This window comes from Pseudolabrys sp. (assembly GCF_050250095.1).
Taxonomy (GTDB): Bacteria; Pseudomonadota; Alphaproteobacteria; order Rhizobiales; family Xanthobacteraceae; genus Pseudolabrys.
This window is the reverse complement of record NZ_JBFWPH010000002.1, coordinates 374,442-395,673: the sequence shown is the minus strand read 5'-3', so window position 1 is coordinate 395,673 and position 21,232 is coordinate 374,442. Positions and strand designations below refer to the sequence as shown.

The 21,232-nt window shown below is 63.9% G+C and carries 19 protein-coding genes; 8 read left to right on the top strand and 11 right to left on the bottom strand.

What is annotated here, in order from left to right; genetic code table 11:
• Nucleotides 1–34: 34 nt before the first annotated feature.
• Genes AB7F10_RS07120 through AB7F10_RS07105 form a run of 4 tightly spaced genes read right to left on the bottom strand, consistent with a single transcriptional unit; the run spans nucleotide 35 to nucleotide 3,772 of the window.
• Nucleotides 35–517 carry an aromatic-ring-hydroxylating dioxygenase subunit beta gene (locus tag AB7F10_RS07120; RefSeq protein WP_428559201.1) on the bottom strand — a complete coding sequence of 161 codons (483 nt, stop codon included), beginning with the start codon at nucleotides 515–517 and terminating at the stop codon, nucleotides 35–37.
• A 10-nt stretch (nucleotides 518–527) separates the two neighbouring features.
• Nucleotides 528–1,841, bottom strand: a complete 1,314-nt coding sequence (locus tag AB7F10_RS07115) for an aromatic ring-hydroxylating dioxygenase subunit alpha (RefSeq protein WP_428559203.1) — start codon at nucleotides 1,839–1,841, stop codon at nucleotides 528–530.
• Nucleotides 1,842–1,858: 17 nt separating this feature from the next.
• The gene (locus AB7F10_RS07110; protein WP_428559205.1) at nucleotides 1,859–2,833 is read right to left on the bottom strand and encodes a PDR/VanB family oxidoreductase; all 975 of its coding nucleotides are present in this window, start codon (nucleotides 2,831–2,833) and stop codon (nucleotides 1,859–1,861) included.
• Nucleotides 2,834–2,881: 48 nt separating this feature from the next.
• On the bottom strand, nucleotides 2,882–3,772 hold the full coding sequence (locus tag AB7F10_RS07105) for an aspartate/glutamate racemase family protein (RefSeq protein ID WP_428559207.1): 891 nt from the start codon (nucleotides 3,770–3,772) through the stop codon (nucleotides 2,882–2,884).
• Between AB7F10_RS07105 and AB7F10_RS07100 the strand changes: the two genes are divergently transcribed.
• The 7 genes from AB7F10_RS07100 (at nucleotide 3,762) to AB7F10_RS07070 (ending at nucleotide 12,765) form a co-directional block, all read left to right on the top strand.
• Nucleotides 3,762–5,381, top strand: coding sequence for an ATP-dependent acyl-CoA ligase (locus AB7F10_RS07100; RefSeq protein WP_428559210.1), 1,620 nt, complete (start codon nucleotides 3,762–3,764; stop codon nucleotides 5,379–5,381). The two genes, AB7F10_RS07105 and AB7F10_RS07100, sit on opposite strands and share 11 nt — an antisense overlap.
• A 429-nt stretch (nucleotides 5,382–5,810) precedes the next feature.
• On the top strand, nucleotides 5,811–6,965 hold the full coding sequence (locus AB7F10_RS07095) for an ABC transporter substrate-binding protein (RefSeq protein ID WP_428559212.1): 1,155 nt from the start codon (nucleotides 5,811–5,813) through the stop codon (nucleotides 6,963–6,965).
• A 41-nt stretch (nucleotides 6,966–7,006) separates the two neighbouring features.
• Nucleotides 7,007–8,050, top strand: a complete 1,044-nt coding sequence (locus tag AB7F10_RS07090; RefSeq protein WP_428559215.1) for a branched-chain amino acid ABC transporter permease — start codon at nucleotides 7,007–7,009, stop codon at nucleotides 8,048–8,050.
• The gene (locus AB7F10_RS07085) at nucleotides 8,047–9,849 is read left to right on the top strand and encodes an ABC transporter permease subunit (protein ID WP_428559217.1); all 1,803 of its coding nucleotides are present in this window, start codon (nucleotides 8,047–8,049) and stop codon (nucleotides 9,847–9,849) included. Before AB7F10_RS07090 ends, AB7F10_RS07085 begins: the two co-directional genes overlap by 4 nt.
• Entirely contained in the window at nucleotides 9,849–10,580 is a 732-nt protein-coding gene (locus AB7F10_RS07080; RefSeq protein WP_428559219.1) for an ABC transporter ATP-binding protein, read from the top strand. Before AB7F10_RS07085 ends, AB7F10_RS07080 begins: the two co-directional genes overlap by 1 nt.
• Before the next feature lie 116 nt (nucleotides 10,581–10,696).
• Nucleotides 10,697–11,776 (top strand): NAD/NADP octopine/nopaline dehydrogenase family protein, encoded by a 1,080-nt coding sequence (locus AB7F10_RS07075; RefSeq protein WP_428559221.1) that lies wholly within the window; start codon nucleotides 10,697–10,699, stop codon nucleotides 11,774–11,776.
• Between the two features lie 2 nt (nucleotides 11,777–11,778).
• The gene (locus tag AB7F10_RS07070; RefSeq protein ID WP_428559224.1) at nucleotides 11,779–12,765 is read left to right on the top strand and encodes a 3-hydroxybutyryl-CoA dehydrogenase; all 987 of its coding nucleotides are present in this window, start codon (nucleotides 11,779–11,781) and stop codon (nucleotides 12,763–12,765) included.
• A 12-nt stretch (nucleotides 12,766–12,777) separates the two neighbouring features.
• Here the strand turns inward: AB7F10_RS07070 and AB7F10_RS07065 are convergent, their stop codons facing one another.
• The 6 genes from AB7F10_RS07065 to AB7F10_RS07040 form a co-directional block, all read right to left on the bottom strand.
• On the bottom strand, nucleotides 12,778–13,452 hold the full coding sequence (locus tag AB7F10_RS07065; RefSeq protein ID WP_428559226.1) for a fumarylacetoacetate hydrolase family protein: 675 nt from the start codon (nucleotides 13,450–13,452) through the stop codon (nucleotides 12,778–12,780).
• A 15-nt stretch (nucleotides 13,453–13,467) separates the two neighbouring features.
• Entirely contained in the window at nucleotides 13,468–14,340 is an 873-nt protein-coding gene (locus AB7F10_RS07060; protein ID WP_428559229.1) for an ABC transporter permease, read from the bottom strand.
• Nucleotides 14,315–15,106, bottom strand: coding sequence for an ABC transporter ATP-binding protein (locus AB7F10_RS07055; RefSeq protein WP_428559231.1), 792 nt, complete (start codon nucleotides 15,104–15,106; stop codon nucleotides 14,315–14,317). Before AB7F10_RS07055 ends, AB7F10_RS07060 begins: the two co-directional genes overlap by 26 nt.
• Before the next feature lie 42 nt (nucleotides 15,107–15,148).
• Nucleotides 15,149–16,105 carry an acetamidase/formamidase family protein gene (locus AB7F10_RS07050; RefSeq protein WP_428559233.1) on the bottom strand — a complete coding sequence of 319 codons (957 nt, stop codon included), beginning with the start codon at nucleotides 16,103–16,105 and terminating at the stop codon, nucleotides 15,149–15,151.
• A gap of 28 nt (nucleotides 16,106–16,133) precedes the next feature.
• On the bottom strand, nucleotides 16,134–17,036 hold the full coding sequence (locus AB7F10_RS07045) for a polysaccharide deacetylase family protein (protein WP_428559235.1): 903 nt from the start codon (nucleotides 17,034–17,036) through the stop codon (nucleotides 16,134–16,136).
• Between the two features lie 90 nt (nucleotides 17,037–17,126).
• Complete coding sequence (locus AB7F10_RS07040) at nucleotides 17,127–17,663, bottom strand: helix-turn-helix domain-containing protein (RefSeq protein ID WP_428587152.1); 537 nt, start codon at nucleotides 17,661–17,663, stop codon at nucleotides 17,127–17,129.
• A gap of 404 nt (nucleotides 17,664–18,067) precedes the next feature.
• On the opposite strand from AB7F10_RS07040, the gene AB7F10_RS07035 reads away from it, so the two are divergent.
• Complete coding sequence (locus AB7F10_RS07035) at nucleotides 18,068–19,093, top strand: ABC transporter substrate-binding protein (RefSeq protein WP_428559237.1); 1,026 nt, start codon at nucleotides 18,068–18,070, stop codon at nucleotides 19,091–19,093.
• A gap of 79 nt (nucleotides 19,094–19,172) precedes the next feature.
• On the opposite strand, the gene AB7F10_RS07030 is transcribed toward AB7F10_RS07035, so the two are convergent.
• On the bottom strand, nucleotides 19,173–21,116 hold the full coding sequence (locus AB7F10_RS07030) for an FAD-binding monooxygenase (RefSeq protein WP_428559239.1): 1,944 nt from the start codon (nucleotides 21,114–21,116) through the stop codon (nucleotides 19,173–19,175).
• Nucleotides 21,117–21,232: the final 116 nt, after the last annotated feature.

Below are 21,232 nucleotides of genomic sequence, written 5' to 3'. Positions count from 1 at the left end.
ACCGTGATACTGGGACGTGCCGGACCGCGCATCGTCACATGAACAACTGGATGTTACCGAACGCCGCCTCGCTGTTCACGAGGTCGACACGCTTCAGCTTAATTTTCAGAGCGCCATCCTGCATCACCAGCGTATGCGTCGCCCAGGCCGCGTAAAGCTGCTGGTCGTCGTAGCGCGTTTCGACATAATGCATCGGCGTCCAGGTGACATATTCATTCGCTGCCTCGTCGCGGCGGTCGACCTGCGGCGTCTGCAGCACATGGTGGCAGCGGCTTTTCGGCTTCTGCGAGAAGGTGCGGTTGCCTTTGAGCCGCTCGACGCGGATTTTCAGGAGCAGCTTGTCCTCGTACATCAGCGACGCCACCAGCTTCGGGTCGGTCTGCCCCCACTCCAGCGGCATCCAGTAATAGGCGTCCTCGGTGAACAGATCGAGCCACTCCTCGAACCGGTGCTGGTCGATGAGACGCGCCTCGCGGACGACGAAATCGATCAGTTGCTGATCGGTCGGGGCTGACATTCCGCGCGCCTCACATCGACATCGTCATGAATTTGGACCAAGCGTGGAACTGGTTGCGCATCTGCCATTCGGTCGTGCCGTTGGTCTCGGCGGTCACGTCCGGCTGTTCGTTCTTCGAATAGAGCCGCTGCACGTTGACCCACTGGTTGGCGTCGACATGCAGGCCCTCCTGCGCGCGCTCGTACATTTCGAGGTCGTCATGGCCGACCACCGAGGTTGGCGCATTGATGAGCCGGTTGTACATCAGGGTCCGCTCGAGCAGCATGTCGGGCGCATCGACGAGGCGGAACGTCCAGGATTCAACCAGCGTCTTGTTCGCGGCTAGCGGCTTGAACAGGCGGATCAGCTGGATCGGCCCCTTGATCATGAGATTGGGGAAATAGACGGTGTTGTGGCGGTTTTCGCCGAGGATCTTCTTCGCCCGCTCTTCGCCATAGGCCGCAACCATCTTCTCGAAATAGCCGGGAATCGCGGAATAGTCGGAGTGAATCGAGTGATGCACACCGGTGTGACCGTGGCCGTTCGGCCAGACCCGGATGCCCATCTCCTCGAAGAACTCGTATGGCGCCATGAACGGCGCGTAGATCTCGACCGCCATCGGCTTCTTGGTGCCGGGCGGCGCTTTCTTGAAGACGTCGATCGCGGTGCCCGCCGACGACTCGTGCGCAACCATCGGATGGCAGGTGTCGGTCTGGTTCTCGACCAGCATCTTCCAGTTGCAGTTGTGCATGTAGCGCAGCACGCCGCCGGCCACCTCGAGCTTCCCGACCGGCGAACGGTCCACCATGTTGTCGAAGCTCGACAGGCTATCGCCGAAGAACTCCTCGAAGCCGGGACCGGTGTCGTTGAGCTTCGCAAAGATGAAGCCGCGGTAATTGTGAACGTGGCGGACCGGCGCCATGCCCTTGCCGGCGTGGCTCTCCTCAAGGCCGGTGTTCTCGTAGCCTTTCTTCAGCGGGATCGCGAGCAGCGAGCCGTCGGTCTTGAAGCTCCAGGCGTGATAGGGGCAGCGGAAGAACTTGCCGGTGTTGCCGCAGGTCTCGGTGGTGATGCGCGTACCCTTGTGCGGGCAGCGGTTGTAGAGAACCTTCACCGTGTTGTCGGTGTGGCGCACCATCAGAATCGGCTGCAGGCCGATGGTGGTGCCGAAATAATCGCCGGGCTTCGCCACCTGGCTCTCGTGGCCGACATAGACCCAGGTATTGGCGAACAGGTGTTCCATCTCGAGGTGGAACACCTCGTCGTCGATATAGACGTCGCGATGGACCTCCGTCGGCCGCACCAGATCCGCGACCGCTTCACGGTTGTTGCGATATCTCGACATCGCCGGTCTCCTCATTCCTAAAGATCGATGACCAGTCTCGGCGTCTTGGAACGCGACACGCAAATCTGCATCATCTTGCCTTCCGCCTTCTCCGCGTCGGACAGGATGTAATCCCGGTGGTCCGGCACGCCTTCCAGCACCGTGACCTGGCAAATCCCGCAATCGCCGCGCTTGCAGTCGTAAAGCGGATCCTTGCCGGCCTCGATCAACACATCAAGAATGCTCTTGTCCGAGGGGATTTGGAAGCTTTCGCCGGTGCTTTTCAAGACCACCTCGAAGCTCGCATCGTCGGCGCGGGGTGCGGCGGCGGCAAACAGTTCGAACCGCAACCGCTCCTGCTCCCAGCCAAGCTCCTTCGCCGCGGCAATCGCCGTCTCGATCATCGGCAGCGGCCCGCAGCAATAAAGACGCTCGCCGCCCTTAAGCGAGCCCATCAGCGCCTTGATATCGAAGAACCCGCCGACTTCGTCGTCGGCGTGGATGGTGAGCTTGTCGGCGCAAAGCGCGTTGATCTCGGTCAAGAAGGCCAGTTCCTGCCGTTTGCGGCCGGCGTAATAAAAGCGGAACGGCCGCTGCTCGGCGGAAAGCGCTCCCGCCATCGATACGATCGGCGTGACACCAATGCCGCCGGCGACAAGAACCACGGGGCGATGGTCGGGTTCGAGCGGGAAATTGTTCGACGGCGGCGTGATCTGCACGGTGTCGCCCCGCTTCAGGCCGTGCATGAAGCGCGAGCCGCCGGTACTCGGGTCTTCGAGCCGCACACCAAGCCGGTAGGCAGCCGGCCGCGTCCCGGCGTCCGGGTCGCTCTTCAGATTGATGAGCGAATAGGAGCGCTCGCCACCGCCGGGCAATTGAATGTCGATATGCGCGCCCGGTTGCCATGACGGCAATGGCGCACCATGCGGCCGCGCAAGCACCAGCGAGCGGATCAGCGGCGTCTCGGCGCGGACCTCGGTTACGACAAGTTGCAGCCCTTGACTATTCGCCATCACCCGTCCGATGCACTTTCCTTGCCGCCTCTCGCCGACGCGGCCCGATCACAATCCTTTGGGATGCGTCATGAACTCGTGGATGATCTCCGGCGGCGCCAGCGTGTATTCGCCCGACCGGCTGACGCCGAGACCGGTGAGCTTGCGCAGCTTCACCGCCATTTCCGCCATCTTTACGGCGATCGGAATTCCGTTGATCACCGGCGCGCCATCGACGACGTGCTCGTGAAGCGCGGCGAACAGCAGCATCGGAATGCCGCCGCCGGGAATAAGCACCTCGCAGCCGCCGGCGACCAGGGGCTTCGCTTGCGTGTCGAACAGAACGCGCACCTCATCGGCAAGCTTCTGCGATTCATAGGCCTTGAGAATCTGCCCCGGCTCGAACTGCATCGCGTGAACGCCGGTGACACGGTCGCGCAATCCGTATTTCCGGATCTGGTGATGGAACCACGGAATATAGCGCGTGTTGATCGTGACGATGCCGACGCGCTGACCGAGCTGACAGCTGTAGAGCATCGAGGCCTCGCCCAAGGCGACGACCGGAATTTTCACCACCGAACGCGCCTCATAAAGCCCGGCGTCCTGAAAGTGTCCGATCACGAAGGCATCGTATCCCTCGCGCTCCGCGCGCACCGCGTTGCAGATCACCTCGCGCGCGCAGCGCATCTCGACAATCGGATGCGCGTAGGAGTCGTGCGGGGTGATGCCGTGAACGTCGACGGTCGTTCCCTCGTCAACGATTGAGGCAAGGTGGGCACGCAACCGGTCCCAGTAGATCTTGCCGTGCTCGTAGTCGACGTAGCTCTGATACCAGATACGAATGTCGGCCTCCCATCGCTGCTTCGTCGGCGCGTCGTGTCGGCGCGGGCCGGGAGCTTTCGGCTTGTCTTTCCCCCCATATACTTTAAGGTTAAAGTAATTGTCCAGAATGACCGACACGCCCCACCAGCATGAGCCCCGTCCGCTCACGGCGCTGTTTGCGCCTCACGAGCGCATCGTTCCCGTCATGCTGGCACGGCAGGCCGAAAGCCACGGCGACAAGCTGCTGGTCTCGAGCGGCGGGGTTAGCTGGACGTTCCATCAGGCCCGCGAGGCGGCGAGCCGCTTCGCCGGCGTGCTGCGCGAGGCCGGCATCAGGACCGGCGACCGGGTCGCCCTGATCTGCTCGAACCGCATCGAATTTCTGCAAGCCTTTCTCGGCTGCGCCTGGCTCGGCGCCGTCGCGGTGCCGGTCAACACCGCCTCGCGCGGCCATCAGTTGCAGCACATCCTGTCGAATTCCGGCGCCCGGCTGCTGATCATCGAGGACGCCTTCCGCACCAATCTCGATCAGATCGACGTCGCGGCACTGCCGCTCGAGGCGATCTGGACGGTCGACGGCGACACGCCGATCAAGGCCGGCGCCATCGTCTCGACACCCCTGCCCGCGCCCGGCGCGCCGATCGAGCCGGCCGCGCTGAAGCCCGACGACATGCTGACGATCCTTTATACGTCGGGCACCACCGGCCCCTCGAAAGGCGTCTGCTGCCCGCACGCGCAGTATTTCTGGTGGAGCCTGAACACCGCCGAACTGCTCGAACTGCAATCCGACGACGTGCTCTGCACCACGCTGCCGCTGTTCCACACCAATGCGCTCAACACCTTCTTTCAGGCGCTGCTGATCGGCATTCCGGTCACCTTCGAGCGGCGGTTCTCGGCGTCGGATTTCTACGCGGCGCTGACGCGCTCCAAGGCGACCGTGACTTATGTCCTCGGCGCCATGGTGCCGATCCTGCTCTCCCGGCCGAAAGGCCCGGAGGAGACGGCACACCGCGCAAGACGGGTGCTCGCGCCCGGTGTCCCGGCGCGCTTCCATGCCGAATTCATCGAACGGACCGGCATCAAGCTGATCGACGGCTGGGGTTCGACCGAGACCAACTTTGCCATCGGCACCACCGCAAACCGGCAGCGGCCGGGCATGATGGGCACGGTCTATCGCGGCTTTCACGCCCGCGTTGTCGACGGCGAGAGCAATGATGTGCCGGACGGGACGCCGGGCGAGATGCTGGTGCGCGCCGACGAATCGCTCGCCTTTGCGACCGGTTACTTCGCGGCGCCGGAGAAGACCGCCGAGGCGTGGCGCAACGGCTGGTTCCATACCGGCGACCGCGTGGTGCGCGAAGCGGACGGCTATTTCCGCTTCATCGACCGCATCAAGGACGCGATCCGCCGCCGCGGCGAGAACATATCGTCGTTCGAGGTCGAGCAGGTTCTGCTCAGTCATCCGGCCGTCGCCATCGCGGCCGCCTTCCCGGTCCGCTCCTCGCTCGCCGAGGATGAGGTGATGGCGGCGGTGGTCCTGCATCCCGACCAGACACTGTCGCATGTCGACATGATCGCGTTCTGCGAGCCGCGCCTGCCCTATTTCGCGGTTCCCCGCTATCTCGAATTCGTCGCCACGCTGCCGACCACCGAGAATGGCAAGGTGCAGAAATACAAGCTCACCGAGCGCGGCGTCACCGAAGCGACATGGGACCGCGAGGCGGCGGGCTATCGCCTCAAGCGCTGACCTGTCTGCCGATCTCGCCACGCGGGGCGGGCCTCCCTGCGGCATCCGCGCGCGGGCGGCGGCATCCCGCCGACATGCTAAAAGTGGCGGGAAAAACAGGCGAAACCGGCCCGCGGCGCGGTTGACAAGGCCGAGCCAATAATTTTAAGCTTAAAGTAATTTGGTGGCCGGCACCGAACCAGATCGCGACACACCTGTCATCGGGTGCAACAAGGTCGCGCATTCGGCCACGGGGAACGCGATGGGGAACGAGGCGTTATCGGGTTGCGTGACCGCTCCGCGCGAAGCTGCGGACACCGCCGCACGCGCTGCCTTGCCTCCGATCCCTTCAAACACATCCGCAACACGCTCGAAATTATCCGGCCGTCGGCGCATCCGCGTCGAACGTCCATCGACTGAACACACGTTAAGCCAAATACGGAGAGTACGATGAAAAAACTCGCTTTCGCCTTGGCTACGCTGGCCGGAGTTTCGATTGCAACGTCGGTCCAGGCACAGGACATCACCGTCGGCTTCGTCACCTCGCTGAGCGGCAAGGCGTCGTCGATCGGCCTCAACTACGAGAAGGGCTTCAACGCCGCCGTCGCTTACAAAAGCGAAGTGAACGGCCACAAGATCAAGGTCATCCGGCTCGACGACGTGTCCGACCCGTCGGCGGCGACGCAGGCCGCGCGCAAGCTGGTCGAGCAGGAAAAGGTCGACATCATGGTCGGCACCTCGAGCGCGCCGGGCGCGACGGCGATGATGGGCATCGCCAACGAACTGAAAGTTCCGCTGATCGCGATCTCGCCGGTGCTGCTGAAGGTGCCCGCCGAGGGCCATCCGTGGGGCATCGCCATTCCGCAGACGCCGAGCCTGATGGTGAAGGTCATCGCCGACCGCATGAAGCGCGACGGCGTCAAGACCGCGGGCTTCATCGGCTTCAACGACTCGTGGGGCGACCTCGTCTACAACGGCGCCAAGACGGCGGAAGCCGCCGGCGGCCCGAAGGTCACCAGCAACGAGCGCTATGCCCGCACCGACACCACCGTCACCGCGCAGGCGCTGAAGGTTCTCGCCACCAAGCCGGACGGTCTCTATGACGGCGGCTCGGCGACCCAGGGCGCGCTGCCGCTGATCGAGTTGCGCAAGCTCGGCTACAAGGGCGGCTTCTTCGGCACCCCGTCGCTCCTCAACCGCGACTTCGTCCGCGTCGGCGGCAAGGCGGTGGAAGGCGTGCAGGTCTCGGCCGGCCCGGTGATCGTCACCTCGCAGCTTCCGGACTCGCACTACTCGAAGAAGATCGGCACCACCTTCCACGAGATCTTCAAGAAGGCAAACAACACCGAGGCCGATGACGGCTTCTCCGGCTATGCCTTCGACGGCTGGCTGGTGTTCCTGAAGGCCGCCGAGGTCGCACTGGCCAAGGCGAAGCCCGGCACGCAGGAGTTCCGCGAGGCTCTGATGAACGCCATCTACTCCAACAAGGATGTGACCGGCGTTCACGCCATCTACAACTTCAATCCGAAGTCGTACTACGGCGTCGACGAGCGCAGCCTGGTGGTCGTGAAGCTTGCCAACGGCAAGTGGATGTATCAGCCCTGATGCGACGTCGCACGAAACCGCGGCATTCGGCGACATAAGCGATGAACGCACAAATTGCCGCGATACTCACCATGGATGGCGTCGCCACCGGCGCCATCTATGTTTTGATGGCGCTCGGCTTCGTCCTGATCTTTTCGGTGACGCGGATCGTTTTCGTGCCGTTCGGCGATATCGCCGCCTTTACGGCGCTGACGCTCGCGGCGCTCGAGACGAAGCAGTTTCCGGGGACCGTCGGCCTGGTGGCGGTGCTCGCCAGCGCCGCCACCGTCATGGAGCTGTTCAGCATCTGGCGGGCCGGCGCCTACCGGCGGATTCCGCGGGCGATCTTTTTCTATCTGATCCTGCCGATGCTGCCGGCCGTCGCCGTCTGGCTGGCGAGCGACATCGCGCTGAACGCGCCGCTGCGCATCCTGCTCACCATCGCGCTGATCCTGCCGATCGCGCCGCTGCTCGACCGCATCATCTTCCGGCCGATCGCCGACGCCTCGGTTCTGCTGCTGCTGATCGTGGCGGTCGCCCTGCACTTCGCCCTCTCCGGCATGGGGCTGATCTTCTTCGGGCCCGAGGGCGTGCGCACACAGAGCCTGACCGACTTCTCGCTGATGTTCGCCGGCGTTCCGATTTCCGGCGAGACCATCCTGATCGTCGTCGCCGCCGGCATCTTCTGCCTGATGCTTTATCTGTTCTTCGAGTTCACCATCCAGGGCAAGGCGCTACAGGCGACCGCGATGAACCGCACCGGCGCGCGCCTGATGGGCATCCGCCCAGCGCATGCCGGCACGGTCGCCTTCCTGCTCGGTTCGGTGATGGCCGCGATTTCCGGCGTGCTGATCGCGCCGGTGAACACGATCTTCTACGACTCCGGCTTCATCATCGGTCTGAAAGCCTTTGTCGGCGCCATCATCGGCGGTCTCGTCAGCTTCCCGGTCACCGCAATCGGCTCGCTGTTCGTCGGCGTTCTTGAAAGCTTCGCGGCCTTCCAGAGCAGCCCCTTCAAGGAAGTCACCGTGTTCTCGCTCCTCATCCCCGTTTTGCTGTGGCGCTCCTACACGCTGCTGCAGACCGAAGAGGACAACGAGGAATGAGCGCGGCGCAGAAGGGGATACTTATCGCGGTCGCTATCCTGGCGCTCGCCGGCGCGCCGTATTACCTCGGCGCCTTCACGATCACTTTGTTCAACTACATCGGCGTCTACGCGCTCGTCGCGCTCGGCCTCGTCCTGCTGACCGGCATCGGCGGCATGGTGTCGTTCGGTCAGGCGTCCTTCGTCGGCATCGCCGCCTATTCGACGGCCTGGGCGAGCGCCCTGATGGGTTACTCGCCGTGGCTGGGCCTTATTCTGGCGCTGGTGATGACCGGGCTCGTCGCCGCGATCCTCGGCGGCGTCACGCTCAAGCTCGGCGGCCACTTTCTCTCATTGAGCACGATCGCCTGGGGCCTCGCGATCTACTACAGCTTCGGCAATATCGAAGGTCTCGGCAACTATAACGGCATTGCCTCGATCCCGCCGATCTCGATCGGCCCCTACGCACTGTCCGCCAGCGACGAGATTTTCTACCTGATCTGGGCGGTTCTGCTGGTTGCCATGCTGGCGACCCACAACATGCTCAACTCCCGCGTCGGCCGCGCGATGCGGACGCTGCGTGGCGGCAACGCGCTGGTTGAATCGCTCGGCATCAACGCCTTTCAGGTCCGCCTGATCACCTTCGTGATCGCGGCGCTCATGGCGGCCGTTGCCGGCTGGCTCTACGCGCACATGACGCGCTTCATCAGCCCGACGCCGTTCGACGTCAATGTCAGCATCGAATACCTGATGATGGCGCTGGTCGGCGGCTCCGGCTATCTGCTCGGCGCAGTGGTCGGCGCCGCGCTGATCATGTTGCTGAAGAACAGCATCCAGGACTGGCTGCCGCACCTGAAGGACATCAATACCGATTTCCTGGCCGGCCTGTCGCCGTCCACCCTCGGCCGCCTCGAGACTGTGATCTTCGCGCTGCTGTTCATCCTGTTCCTGCAGCGCGCCCGCGACGGCATCGTCCCCTATATCGCCCAGTGGCTGCCGGAGCCCAGGCACGAGCGCCCCGCCGAGGCAGAGCCGCTGCCGCGCCGCGAGCAACCGGCCAAGGGAACGCCTCTGCTTCAGGTGGATGCGGCCGTGCGCCGGTTCGGCGGCCTGATCGCCGTCAACGACGTCAGCTTCGAGGTGCGCGCCGGCGAAATCCTCGGCCTGATCGGCCCCAACGGTGCGGGCAAGAGCACGATGTTCAACCTGATCACCGGCGCCCTGCCGGCGAGCGGCGGGAAGATCGTATTCGCCGGCAAAGACATTACCCGTTCTCCGCAGCGCGCCATCGCGCGCGCCGGCATCGCCCGCACCTTCCAGCACGTCAAGCTGCGCCCGAAAATGTCGCTGCTCGACAACGTGCTGCTCGGCCTCTATCCGCGCACCAAGGCCGGCTATATCGGCAGCGCGCTCGGCCTTGACCGCGCCGAGGAACGCCGCGCCCGCCATGAGGCGATGAAGCAGCTCGAGCGCGTCGGGCTAGGTGCGCGGCCCTTCGAACTCGCCGGCAATCTGCCGCTCGGCAACCAGCGCGTGCTCGAAATCGCGCGGGCGCTCGCCGCCGATCCCGTGCTGCTGGTGCTCGACGAGCCGGCCGCAGGACTGCGCAAGCAGGAAAAGCTCGCGCTTGCCGACCTCTTGCGCGCCTTGCGCGCCGAGGGCCTGACCATCCTGCTGGTCGAACACGACATGGATTTCGTGATGAATCTGGTCGACCGCATCGTCGTCATGGATTTCGGCTGCAAGATCAGCGAAGGCAATCCGCAGACGGTGCGCAACGATCCGCGCGTTCAGGAAGCCTATCTCGGAGGCGTCGCCTGATGACCGCCCTCCTGACCATTGACAATGTGAGCGTGTCCTACGGCAAGGCCGAAGCCGTCCGCAATGTCTCGATCGCGGTCGAGGCCGGTCAGGTCGTCACCGTGATCGGGCCGAACGGCGCTGGCAAGACGACGCTCTTGAACACCGCGATTGGCCTCCTGCCCTGCCAGGGCCGCATCCTGTTCAACGGCGAGGACGTCACGCGCCTCGAAACCGAAAGCCGCATCGAAATGGGCTTCGGGCTGGTGCCGGAGCGACGCGAACTCTTTGCCGAAATGTCGGTCTACGACAATCTCCTGCTCGGCGCCTATAGCCGCAAGGACGGCACCGCCGCGGCGAAACGCTCGATCGATGACGTGTTCGACCGTTTCCCGAAGCTGAAAGAGCGCCGCGCGCAGCATGCCGGCACGCTGTCCGGGGGCGAGCGGCAGATGCTGGCGCTCGGACGCGCCCTGATGAGCAAGCCGACGCTGTTGATGCTCGACGAACCGAGCCTCGGCCTCGCGCCGCTGATCGTGAAGGAGATCTTCCGCATCATTCCCTCGCTGCGCGATCTCGGCGTCTCAATCCTGCTGATCGAGCAGAACGCCCGCTCCGCGCTGGAGACGGCGAACTACGGCTACGTCATGGAGACCGGCGAGATCGTCCGTCAAGGACCGGCCGGCGAGTTGATCCACGATCCGCAACTGATCGCGACTTACCTGGGCGGCCACGGCGACGCGCACAATTGAGCGTTTTCGAGCGAAGTGGGTACCGGTTCGCGTGAAGAAAACGCGATAACAAAAAAGCCGCAGGCCGGCGGCGTCACACGAGAAGCAGATTTTAACGCAAGTCTCAGAGGCCAGTCATGAAGATCGCTGTATTGGGTGGCGGCAACGGGTCCTATGCCGCGGCGGCCGACCTGTCCGAAGCAGGCCGTGAGGTCCGCTTCTGGCGACGCGACGCCGACGCCTTCAAGCCGTTGCTGGACGGCAAGACGATCCGGGTCCGCGACTTCAAGGGCGTGCGCGACGTTGCCATCGCCAAGCCGACCACCGACATCGGCGAAGCGGTGCGCGGCGCCGAGCTGATCGTCGCGCCGACGCCCGCCTTCGCGCAGGCCGACCTTGCGGCCACGCTCGCGCCGCACCTGACCGACGGACAGGTGATCTTCCTGCCGCCCGGCACCTTCGGCTCCTACCTGATGATGAAAGTGCTACGCGACAAGGGCTGCCGCGCGCAGGTAACGATTGCCGAGACCGGCACGCTCCCGTGGCTCGTTCGCAAGCGCGGACCGGCCGAGATCGCCATCACCACGCGGGCGACACGGCTGCCGACCGGCGCATTTCCCGCCAAGCGCTCGGACGCGGCGCTGAAGGTGATCTCGCAGGCTTTCCCCGGCGCCATCGAGCCGGTGGAGGACGCGCTGTCCGGCGCGCTGATGAACGCGGGGCCGATCATCCACCCGCCGCTCATCATCATGAATGCCGGACCGATTGAGCATTTCGACCGCTGGGACATCCACAAGGAAGGCACTCAGGTCTCGATCCGCCGCGTCCACGATGCGCTCGACGCAGAGCGGATCGCGGTGCGCGAAGCGCTCGGCTACGGCGCGCCGCACTTTCCGCTCGCCGACCATTACAAGAGCGCGAACTGGATGTATGGCCAGCTCGCCCATGACAAGCTGGTCGACTCTGGCGACTGGCACGAGAAACTCGATTTCAAGTCGCACCGCTACCTGACGGAAGACGTCGGCCTCGGCCTCGCCTTCCTCGTCTCGGTCGGCGAATGGCTTGGCGTGCCGGTGCCGGTCGCGGCAGGCCTGCTGGCGGTCGCCGGCGCTGCGAGCGGCAACGACTTCCGCAAGAGCGGCCGCAGTTTGCAATCGCTCGGCTTGGCCGGCGAGAGCAAGGATGGCATGCGCAAGCTCTTGAACGAAGGCATCTGACGGTGGCGAAGCAATATCCAGCAGTTGCCTGCATCGGTGCCGGCCGGATGGGCCGCGGCATCGCGCATTCCTTCGCCTATGCGGGCCATGAGGTCCGGCTGATCGACGCCAAGCCGCGCCCGGAAGCCGACCAGAAGCGCCTTGCCGACGAGACGCTCGCCGAGGTCCGCGGTTCGCTGCAGCTGATGGCCGGGCTAGGCGCATTCGACGCCAGCGCCATCGACGCCATCATGGCGCGCGTCTCGGTGCACCCGAGCGACCAGACCGCGGAGGCCCTTGCCGGCGTTCGTTATGTCTTCGAGGCCGTGCCGGAAACCGAGGAGGCCAAGCGCGCCGCGCTGGCGCTGATCGACAAAGCGGCGGCGAAGGACGCCATCGTCGCCTCGACCACCTCGACCTTCCTGTCGACGCAACTGTCCGCCTACAGCGGCCGTCCGGGCCGCTTCCTCAATGCGCACTGGCTCAATCCGGCCTTCATCGTACCGCTGATCGAACTGAGCCCGACGCCCGACACCGACCGCGCGGTGGTGGAGGAATTCAGCGCGTTGCTCACCTCGGTCGGTAAGGTGCCGGTCGAATGTGCCGCCTCGCCCGGCTACATCGTGCCCCGCATCCAGACGCTGGCGATGAACGAGGCGGCGCGGATGGTCGAAGAAGGCGTTGCGACGGCCGAGGACATCGACAAGGCGGTGAAATACGGCTTCGGCTTCCGCTTCGCCGTGCTCGGTCTCCTGGAATTTATCGACTGGGGCGGCGGCGACATTCTGTTCTACGCCAGCCGCTATCTCTCGGGCGCCATGAACGATCCGCGCTTCGAGGCGCCGGAGATCGTCAACAAGAACATGGCGGAAGGCCGCAACGGCCTGCGCGACGGCAAGGGCTTCTACGACTTCACCGCGATGGACGTCCCGGCCTACCGCCAGCAGCGGCTGTCGGAGTTCCTGAAAATGCTCGACCAGACCGGACTGTCGCGGCCGCCGGTCGTCTGATGAGCCGAGCCGCTAGGCTGCGGCCGGCCCCACCGCGATGCGCAGGGCGCCGAGGCCGTCGATCACGCACTCGATCTTGTCGCCGGGCACCACCGGGCCGACACCCGCCGGCGTGCCGGTATAGATCAGGTCACCCGGCTCGAGTCTGTACTGCTTCGACAGGTTGGCAATGATCTCGGCGACGTTCCAGATCATCTGGCCGATATCGCCCTTCTGCTTCTGCACGCCGTTTACGCTGAGGGAAATCGCGCCCCCGGTGATCTCACCGGTGCCGGCGATAGGGTGGATCGGGCCGCAGGGCGCGGACTGATCGAACGACTTTCCCATCTCCCACGGCCAGGCGCGATCCCTCGCCTCGCGCTGCAGGTCGCGCCGCGTGAAGTCGATGCCGATGGCATAGCCGAAGATGTGCTTCGCAGCCGCGTCGACCGCGATGTTGCGGCCCGCCTTGCCGACCGCGACGACAAGCTCCACCTCGAACTGGAAGTCCTTGGTCGCGGCGGGATAGTCCACCGTCGCCCCGTCGGCGACCAGCGAGTCCGTCGGCTTCTGGAAGAAGAACGGCGGATCGCGCTCGTCGGCTTCCTTCATTTCGCGGATGTGGTCGAGATAATTCCGGCCGACGCAATAGATGCGGCGGACCTCGAACCCGTTCTGGCTGCCTTTGACGGCCGCAATCACCGGCATGCTGATAATCCCCTGTCAGGCGCCGAAGGCGACGCCGTCCGAGCCACGGGTCGCCCAGCCGGTCATCCGCTGCTCGATGTAGACACAGACGACATACATGCCGACGCCCATGATGCCGGTGACGACGAGGCCGGCGAAGGCGAGCGGCACCTCGAAGCGCGACGACGCGACCAGCATCAGGTGGCCGATGCCGGCATTGGCGGCGACGGTTTCCGCCACGATCGAGCCAACGAAGGCGACCGTCATGGCGATCTTGAGCGAGGCGAAGAAATACGGCATCGCCCGCGGCAGCCCGACCTTCATGATGACCTGCCGTTTCGATGCGCCGAGCGCACGCAAGACGTCGCGCAGCTCCGGCTCGACGGTCGCAATGCCGGTCGCGACGTTCACGAGGATCGGGAAGAATGATAGCAAGAAGGCCGTGATGATCGCGGGCACAGTGCCGATGCCGAACCAGATGACCAGCACCGGAATGACGGCCACCTTCGGCACCGAGTTGAAGGCGATCAGCGCCGGATAGAAGCCGTCATAGATGACGGCCGACGAGCCGAGCGCGACGCCGCCGAGCGCGCCGAACACGATGGCGATGCCGAAGCCGACCAGCGTCGTCATCAACGTCTGCCAGGAGTTTTCGAGGATCGGGACTCGCCAATGCCACATCTGCTGGAAGATCACCGACGGCGCCGGCAGCACGAATTCCTGGATCTGGAAGGCGCGAACCGCAAGCTCCCAGATCACGAACATGCCGACGATGACGACCCAGGGCAGCGCCCTGCGGACCGGCTTGCGGTCGAGAAAGCGGATATCGCGGCGGAACGTCACCGCCTGATAATCCGCCTCGGTCGGCGCGGTCACGGCGGCGTCAGGCTGCTTTGGCGCGTGCTGCACTGATGTGCTCCCGCAATTCGTGGACCAGTTCGACGGTGGCCGGCTCGTAGGTGCTGTCGAGTTTGCGCGGCCGCGCCGTCGACACCTTGCGGTCGAGTATGATACGGCCGGGCCGCGCGCTCATGACCAGCACGCGATCGGCGAGAAACGCCGCTTCGCGAAGGTCGTGCGTCACCAGAATGACGGTCGGCCGGCGCGCCAGCCAGAGATCCTGCAGGGCGAGCCACAGCTCCTCGCGCGTGAACATGTCGAGCGCGCCGAACGGCTCGTCCAGCATCAACAGCGACGGCTCGTGAATCAGCGCGCGGCAGATCTGCGTGCGCTGCTGCATGCCGCCCGACAACTGCCAGGGATACTTGTCCTCGTAGCCCTTGAGACCGACGAGTTCGAGAAGATCGCGCGCCTTGGCTTCGAACTGCTCGCGATCCTTCGACAGACGGCTGGCATAGGGCTGGACGATTTCGAGCGGCAGCATGACGTTGCTCAGGATCGTGCGCCACGGCAGCAGCGACGAACTCTGGAACGCCATGCCGACGATGCTGAGTGGCCCCTTCACCGGCTTGCCGCCGACGATCACGTTGCCGGCGGTCGGCGGCCAGAGGCCCGTAACCACTTTCATCAGCGTGGATTTACCGCACCCCGAAGGGCCGACCACCGCGATGAATTCGCCCTGCTCGACGCTGAACGACGTCTGATAGAGCGCAAGCGCGCTGTCCTCTTCATTGTAGCGAAGCGAAACCCGGTCGAGCTCAACAAAACCTGCCATTCAAGAACTCCTGCGACAATGGCCCGGCCGGCAAAGTCTATGTTACTTCTTCAGGATCGTTTTCGGCAACATCGCGTGCACGCCCTTGACGTTGTTGACCGTCTGCGTGACATGCAAGTCGCACGCGAAGCTGCACAATGCATAAGCCTCGTCCTGGTGGACGCCGGTCATGCTGACGATCCAGGCGATCATTTCCTTGAGCGCCTGCCGCGCCGCATCGTCAAGATCGGCATCGAGGCCGAACGCGATGTAGTGCGTCTTCGTTTCGGCGCGCGGCATTTTCCAGCCGAGATCTTTTCGCACCTTGAACTCGAACGTGCCGGCGAGCGCGGTTTCAATGGCGGTGCCGTCGACTTCGCCGTCGCCCTGCGCGGCATGGCCGTCGCCGGTGGAGAATAGCGCGCCGTCGTTCCAGACCGGCAGATAGATCGTGCTGCCAGCCGTCAGTTCCTTGCAGTCGAGATTGCCGCCGAACTCACGCGGCTCCTTGCTGTTCTGGCGGCCGAAAACCTCCGCCGGCGCCACCGCAAGCTGTCCGAAGAACGGCGCCAGCGGCACCTTGAAGCCCGACTTGGTGATCGCGACGTTGTTCTTCAGATCGAGCGGCACATGGGTCAGCCGCATATAGGGGAAATCTTCCGGGATCGTGCCCATGTAACCGCGGAAGACGTTCCAGCCCCAGTTCTGGCGCAGCTTGATGTCGTGGATCGTGACTTCGAGCACGTCGCCGATCTTCGCGCCGCGCACGTAGATCGGCCCGGTGAAGATGTGATTGCCGGAGCCTTTCTTGACCTTCTGGTGAATCTCGGTGATGTCCGGCAGGACATCGAGACCGCTATCCTTCGGCGGCATCCATTCCGGATTGCAGGTCGCGCACTCGATGGTGACCCAATCCCCAGAGTCGATGGTCAGAGCGGGCTTGATCGTTGCATCGAGATAGCCCCAATGCACGGTTTCCGGCGTGGCCTTGAGCATCACGGGCGCCTGATTGGCTGCCATAACCTCACCTCCTGACGATACGTCGACTTCAGCTTCCCGGGATGATGCCGGGCTTCATGCCGTAGCAATATTTCGCGATCTCGCCCGCGCGCGTGAACCAGACCTGATCCGCGTTCTTGTGCTGGACGCAGTGCTTGATCGCCTGGCGCAGCGGCCGCAACCGGAACGGCTGACCGAGGATGAAGCCGTGCAGCGACAGCGAGAACACCAGCGGCTGCTTCTCGGACGCTTCCAGCAGTTCCTCGAACTGGTCGACGATCATGTCGGCAAATTCGCGGCCGGAGTGATCGCGCAGCGCGAGCGTGCCGGCGTCGTTCAGTTCCATCGGATAAGGCACCGACAGAATCGGACCCGAGCGGGTCTTCATCCAGATCGGCTGATCGTCGACCGGCCAGTCGAGCAGGTGCGTGAAGCCGGCCTCCTTCAGCAGATCAGGCGTCACATTGGTTTCGGCGGCGCCTGCACCCATCCAGCCGGTCGGACGCACGCCGACATGCTTGGTGATGACGTCCACGCATTCCTGAATGACGCGCTTCTCGTCCTCCTCCCACATGCCGCGCAACACTTCGGCATTCGTGCGGCCGTGACCGAGAACGTCGTCGCCACGCTGTTTGATCTTCTCGACGATCTCCGGATACTCGTAGCAGACCGTCGAATTGAGCAGGATCGAGGCCGGCAGCTTGAGTTCATCGAGAATCTCGAAAAAGCGCCAGTTGCCGATGCGGTTGCCGTAGTCGCGCCAGGCCCAGTTGCGCGAGGTCTGCGGTCCGGTCCGGTTATGCGGGTCGATGCCGAGGCCGGCGCCGAAGGCGAAGTGTTCGATGTTCAGGGCGACATAGAACGCGAGCCGCTTGCCGCCCGGCCAGCTGTAGTGCTGCCGCTTCGTGATCGGCAGATAATCATAACGCTTGTGGCTTGGCAGTTTCAGCATGCGAACCTCCCTCGGCGCCGAGCGTCGCGCCAACGCGCCGTCCATCGGAGCGCACGCTAGGGAATTCAAGTTACTTGAGCAACAAGAAAGTTAGAAGGTCGGCGGCGTGTTGACGAACAGGATGCGCGCTTCGCCGGGACCGCAGTTGCGATAGCCGTGACCGATTTCGGATCGGAAACAGAATGTATCGCCGGCGGCGAGTTTGAAGGTTTTGTCTCCGACGAACAATTCAATTTCGCCCGAGATGATGTAGCCGACCTCCTCGCCCTCATGCGAAATCATGCCGAAACTCGAACCGCCCGGCGCGACGACATGGATGTTGCTTTGCAACAAGTGACCGCGGGCATAGGGGATCACCCGCTCCATCATGATGCCGTGGCCCTGCCGCAGCGGGTCCATTTCCACGACCGATCGCTGCGTATTTCGCGTCACGATGGTGTCGTCGTGCTGCTCCGGGCTGAACAGGTCGCGCAGATTGATGCCCAGAATACCGCATAAACGGCTCAGAACCTGCAGGGATGGCTCGAGCTTGTTGTTCTCGATCTTCGACACCAGGCTTTCCGAACAGCCCGCTGCCTCCGCGATGTCCTTCATCCGCGCGCCCCGCATCAGGCGCGCATGCCGCAGGCGCGCGCCGATACCGAGATTTGGCGGAGCATGGTTGGCGGCAACCTGCTTGGACGAGGCGAGCGTTTCGCGTTTCTGACCGGCGCGGTTTTTTGCCGCAACACGCGACGACGGCCGCGCAGCTTTGGCGCCGCCGCGCGGCGCCGTTCGTCGAGTTGGGTTCGCCTTGCGCATTGTCCGAGGCACGATTCCGGTGGGTACGGAGGTACTTTTCCCGCGGGCCGACAGTTCGTCAATCCGGCATTCGTCGAAGGCACGCAAGCCCGTTCAATTGACTTTCTTCATAGTAAAGCTACACTTTTCTCGTTCAAGTCCTGATATTTGGGGGCGCGCGCAGGCTCGGGAACGCAAGCTCAACAAACATCCGCTTCCAGCATTGTGTCTGTCGAGGAAAGGATTCAGTCATGACACGTCCCGGATTTTTGAATTCCATCGCGGTAGCTGCCGCTTTCGTTCTCGCGGCAACGCCCTTGTGCGCCCAGGCGCAGCAGAAAAACGCCAGCATGATGCTGGACTGGGTCATCCAGGGCACGCATGCGCCGTTCTTCGTCGCCAAGGAGAAGGATTACTTCAAGCAGGCCGGGCTCAATGTGACGATCGACCCCGGCAAGGGCGCGACCAACGTCGCCGTCAGCGTTGCTGGCGGCGTCTATAATTTCGGCTGGGTCGACATGCCGTCGATGATCCGGTTCAACGCGCAGAACCCCTCCTCGCCGCTGATCGCCGTCTACATCAGCTTCGATGACTCGCCGCTCGCGATTATCACCCGCAAATCGAAAAACCTGCGCAAGCCGTCCGATCTCAACGGCGCCCGCATCGCCGGCGGTCCCGGCACCGCCGTCCACGACACGATCTCGATCCTGCTCAAGGCCGCGCACGCCGAGAACGTCAAGATCAACTGGCTTCCGGTTCAACCGCAACTGTTCGGGCCGATGGTGGCGCGCGACGAGGCCGACGGCACGGCCGGCTTCACCAATTCCAACATCCCGGCCCTGCTCGACGTCGGCCTGAAACTCGACGAGATCTACGCGATCAAGTACTCCGACTTCGGTGCTAACCTCTACGGCCTCGCGCTGGTGACCACCCGGAAATTCGCGGACGAAAATCCCGATGTCGTCAAAGCGATGGTCAAGGGTCTCAACCGCGGCACCATCGACACGATCAAGGACCCGGCCGGCGCGCTGAAAATCATGAAGGCGCGCGACTCCATGATGAAAGACTATGTGGAGAAGGTCCGCCTCGACATCGCGCTCGGCCTCACCTACACGCCGTGGGTCAAGCAGCACGGTCTCAGCACCGTCCAGCCGGAACGACTGAAGCAGACGATCGACTCCGTCGTCGACGCCTACAAGCTGCCGAACAAGCCGAAAGCGGAAGACGTCTATACCGAGAAATACCTTCCGCCCGTTGCCGAGCGCATGGTGAAGTAGCCGACCCGTCCACAACCGGACCCGCGATCAAAACCGTACGGCCCCGGCCGTACGGTTTTTTCTTGGCCGGATAGACCCGTCAGTTCTTCGGCACCATGAAGCCGTCGAAGAACGCCGCAAGCGGCTCATAACCGTCGAGCGGCAGGATATTCGCGACATACTGGTCCGGCCGCACGACAACGATGCAGCCCGCCTTCCGGTCGATGCCGCGCATGTCGAAAATGTCGTTGCCGCTCTTGCGATCGGCGCAGAACATTTTCTCGTAGTCGCGAAGCCCGAGCCGCCCTTTCGGCGGCAGCAGCAGGGCGGGCATGGCCTCAATACTCAGGCTGTGGTGTTCCTGCTGGAACACGCCCCGCACGTCGAGGACGGAATCGATGTCGGCTCGCGAGGCCGTGTATTTGCGCAGCGGCGATTGCGGCGACCCGGTCAGGAAATCGCACAGCGCCCGGATGCGGGACGCGGGCGCGGACGGATCTCCGCGGTCGGCAAAGGCGAACAGGCGCCAGCGGCCGTCAGCCTCGACGGTATGGCCAAGCTGCACGGCCTTGGCGTCCGCGAGCCGGATGACCGGCGCCGAATGGAAGCGCGTGCCCACCACGAAGCCCTCGGCAAGACGCTGATGGAGCGGCTCGGCACAGAGCTTCGACGGCTTGTACTTCGTCACCGTGCCGGCCGTGTAGCGGCCGTGCTGAACGAAATACTTCTGCACCTCGGCAGGGTCGACGCCGTCCGGATCGGCGGCCGATTTCAGCGGCGCGCTGAGAAGCGCGGCCCATTCGCGGTCGAAATCGATCAGTTCCTTCGCCACGGTCTGGCGTTCCGCCGAATAGCTGTGCAGCAGCTCCGGCGCGCATTGCCCGCGCAGCACGTAAGCAAGCTTCCAGCCGAGATTGAAAGCATCCTGCATCGAAACGTTCATGCCCTGCCCCGCCTTGGGGCTGTGGGTGTGGCAGGCGTCGCCCGCGATGAAAACGCGAGGAGTCCGCGTCGCGACATCCGCTTCGGGCACGTCGTCGAATTTATCGCATAGCCGCTGGCCGATCTCGTAGACCGACCACCAGGCGACTTCCTTCACGTCGAAACGATGCGGCCGCAGAATACGCTGCGTCGCGGCGATCAGGTGATCGACGGTGATGTTACGGCCCGCGACCCGCTCGTTTTCGCTCAATTTGTCCATCTCGACATAGATGCGGGCGAGATATCCGCCTTCGCGCGGGATCAGGACGATGCTGCCCTCGTCGGCGGACTGGATCAGCGACTTGAAGCGGATGTCCGGAAATTCGGTCACCGCCAGCACGTCCATCACGCCCCAGGCCTGATTGGCCGAGTCGCCGTGCAACGCGCGGCCCAGCGATTGCCGCACGACGCTGCGCGCGCCATCGCAGCCGACCACATATCGCGCCCTCACCGTCTCGGTTTGTCCTTCATGCTCGGGGTCGATGCGCTCCAGCGTTACCGTCACCGGATGGCTGGGACCGCCGGGCACATCCGCTGCCGGATCGATGGCGAGAGCAGCGACGCGGCGCGAATAATCCGGCACCAGCCGGTTCGGCGCATTGCGCATCACGTTGAGATAAAACTCGTGCACGCGCGCCTGATTGAGAATGACGTGCGGAAACTCCGAAAGCCCGTCCTCGACGTCCTGCACCCTGCCCTGGCGCACAATCCGGTCGCGATGGCTGTCGTCGGGTTTCCAAAATGTTGTCTCGTTGACCCAGTAGCCTTCTCGCGTCACCCGCTCGCTGAATCCAAAGGCCTGAAACATTTCCATCGTCCGGCAGGCGATACCGTCCGCCTGCCCGAGCTGCAGCGGGCCGGGCTTCTGATCGACGATGCGGGTCTTGATGTCGGGAAACGCCGCAAGCTGCGCGGCAAGCGTGAGTCCGGCGGGACCGCAGCCGACAATCAGCACGTCCACTTCTCCCGGCAGCGTGTCCGCATGGGCGGCGGCCTTGCCGATTTCGGAAGGCTCCGCGATGTCCGGATTGCCGGTTTTGAACCCGTTGAGATGAAATTGCATGGCGTTCCCTGTCCGGTCTTTGCGCGATACCGCTTGCGGCGCGTGGGCGGGACCGGATATAACAAATCATCAGTATACTGTCAAAACGACAGGCCGGCTCCGAAGCGGAAACGCAG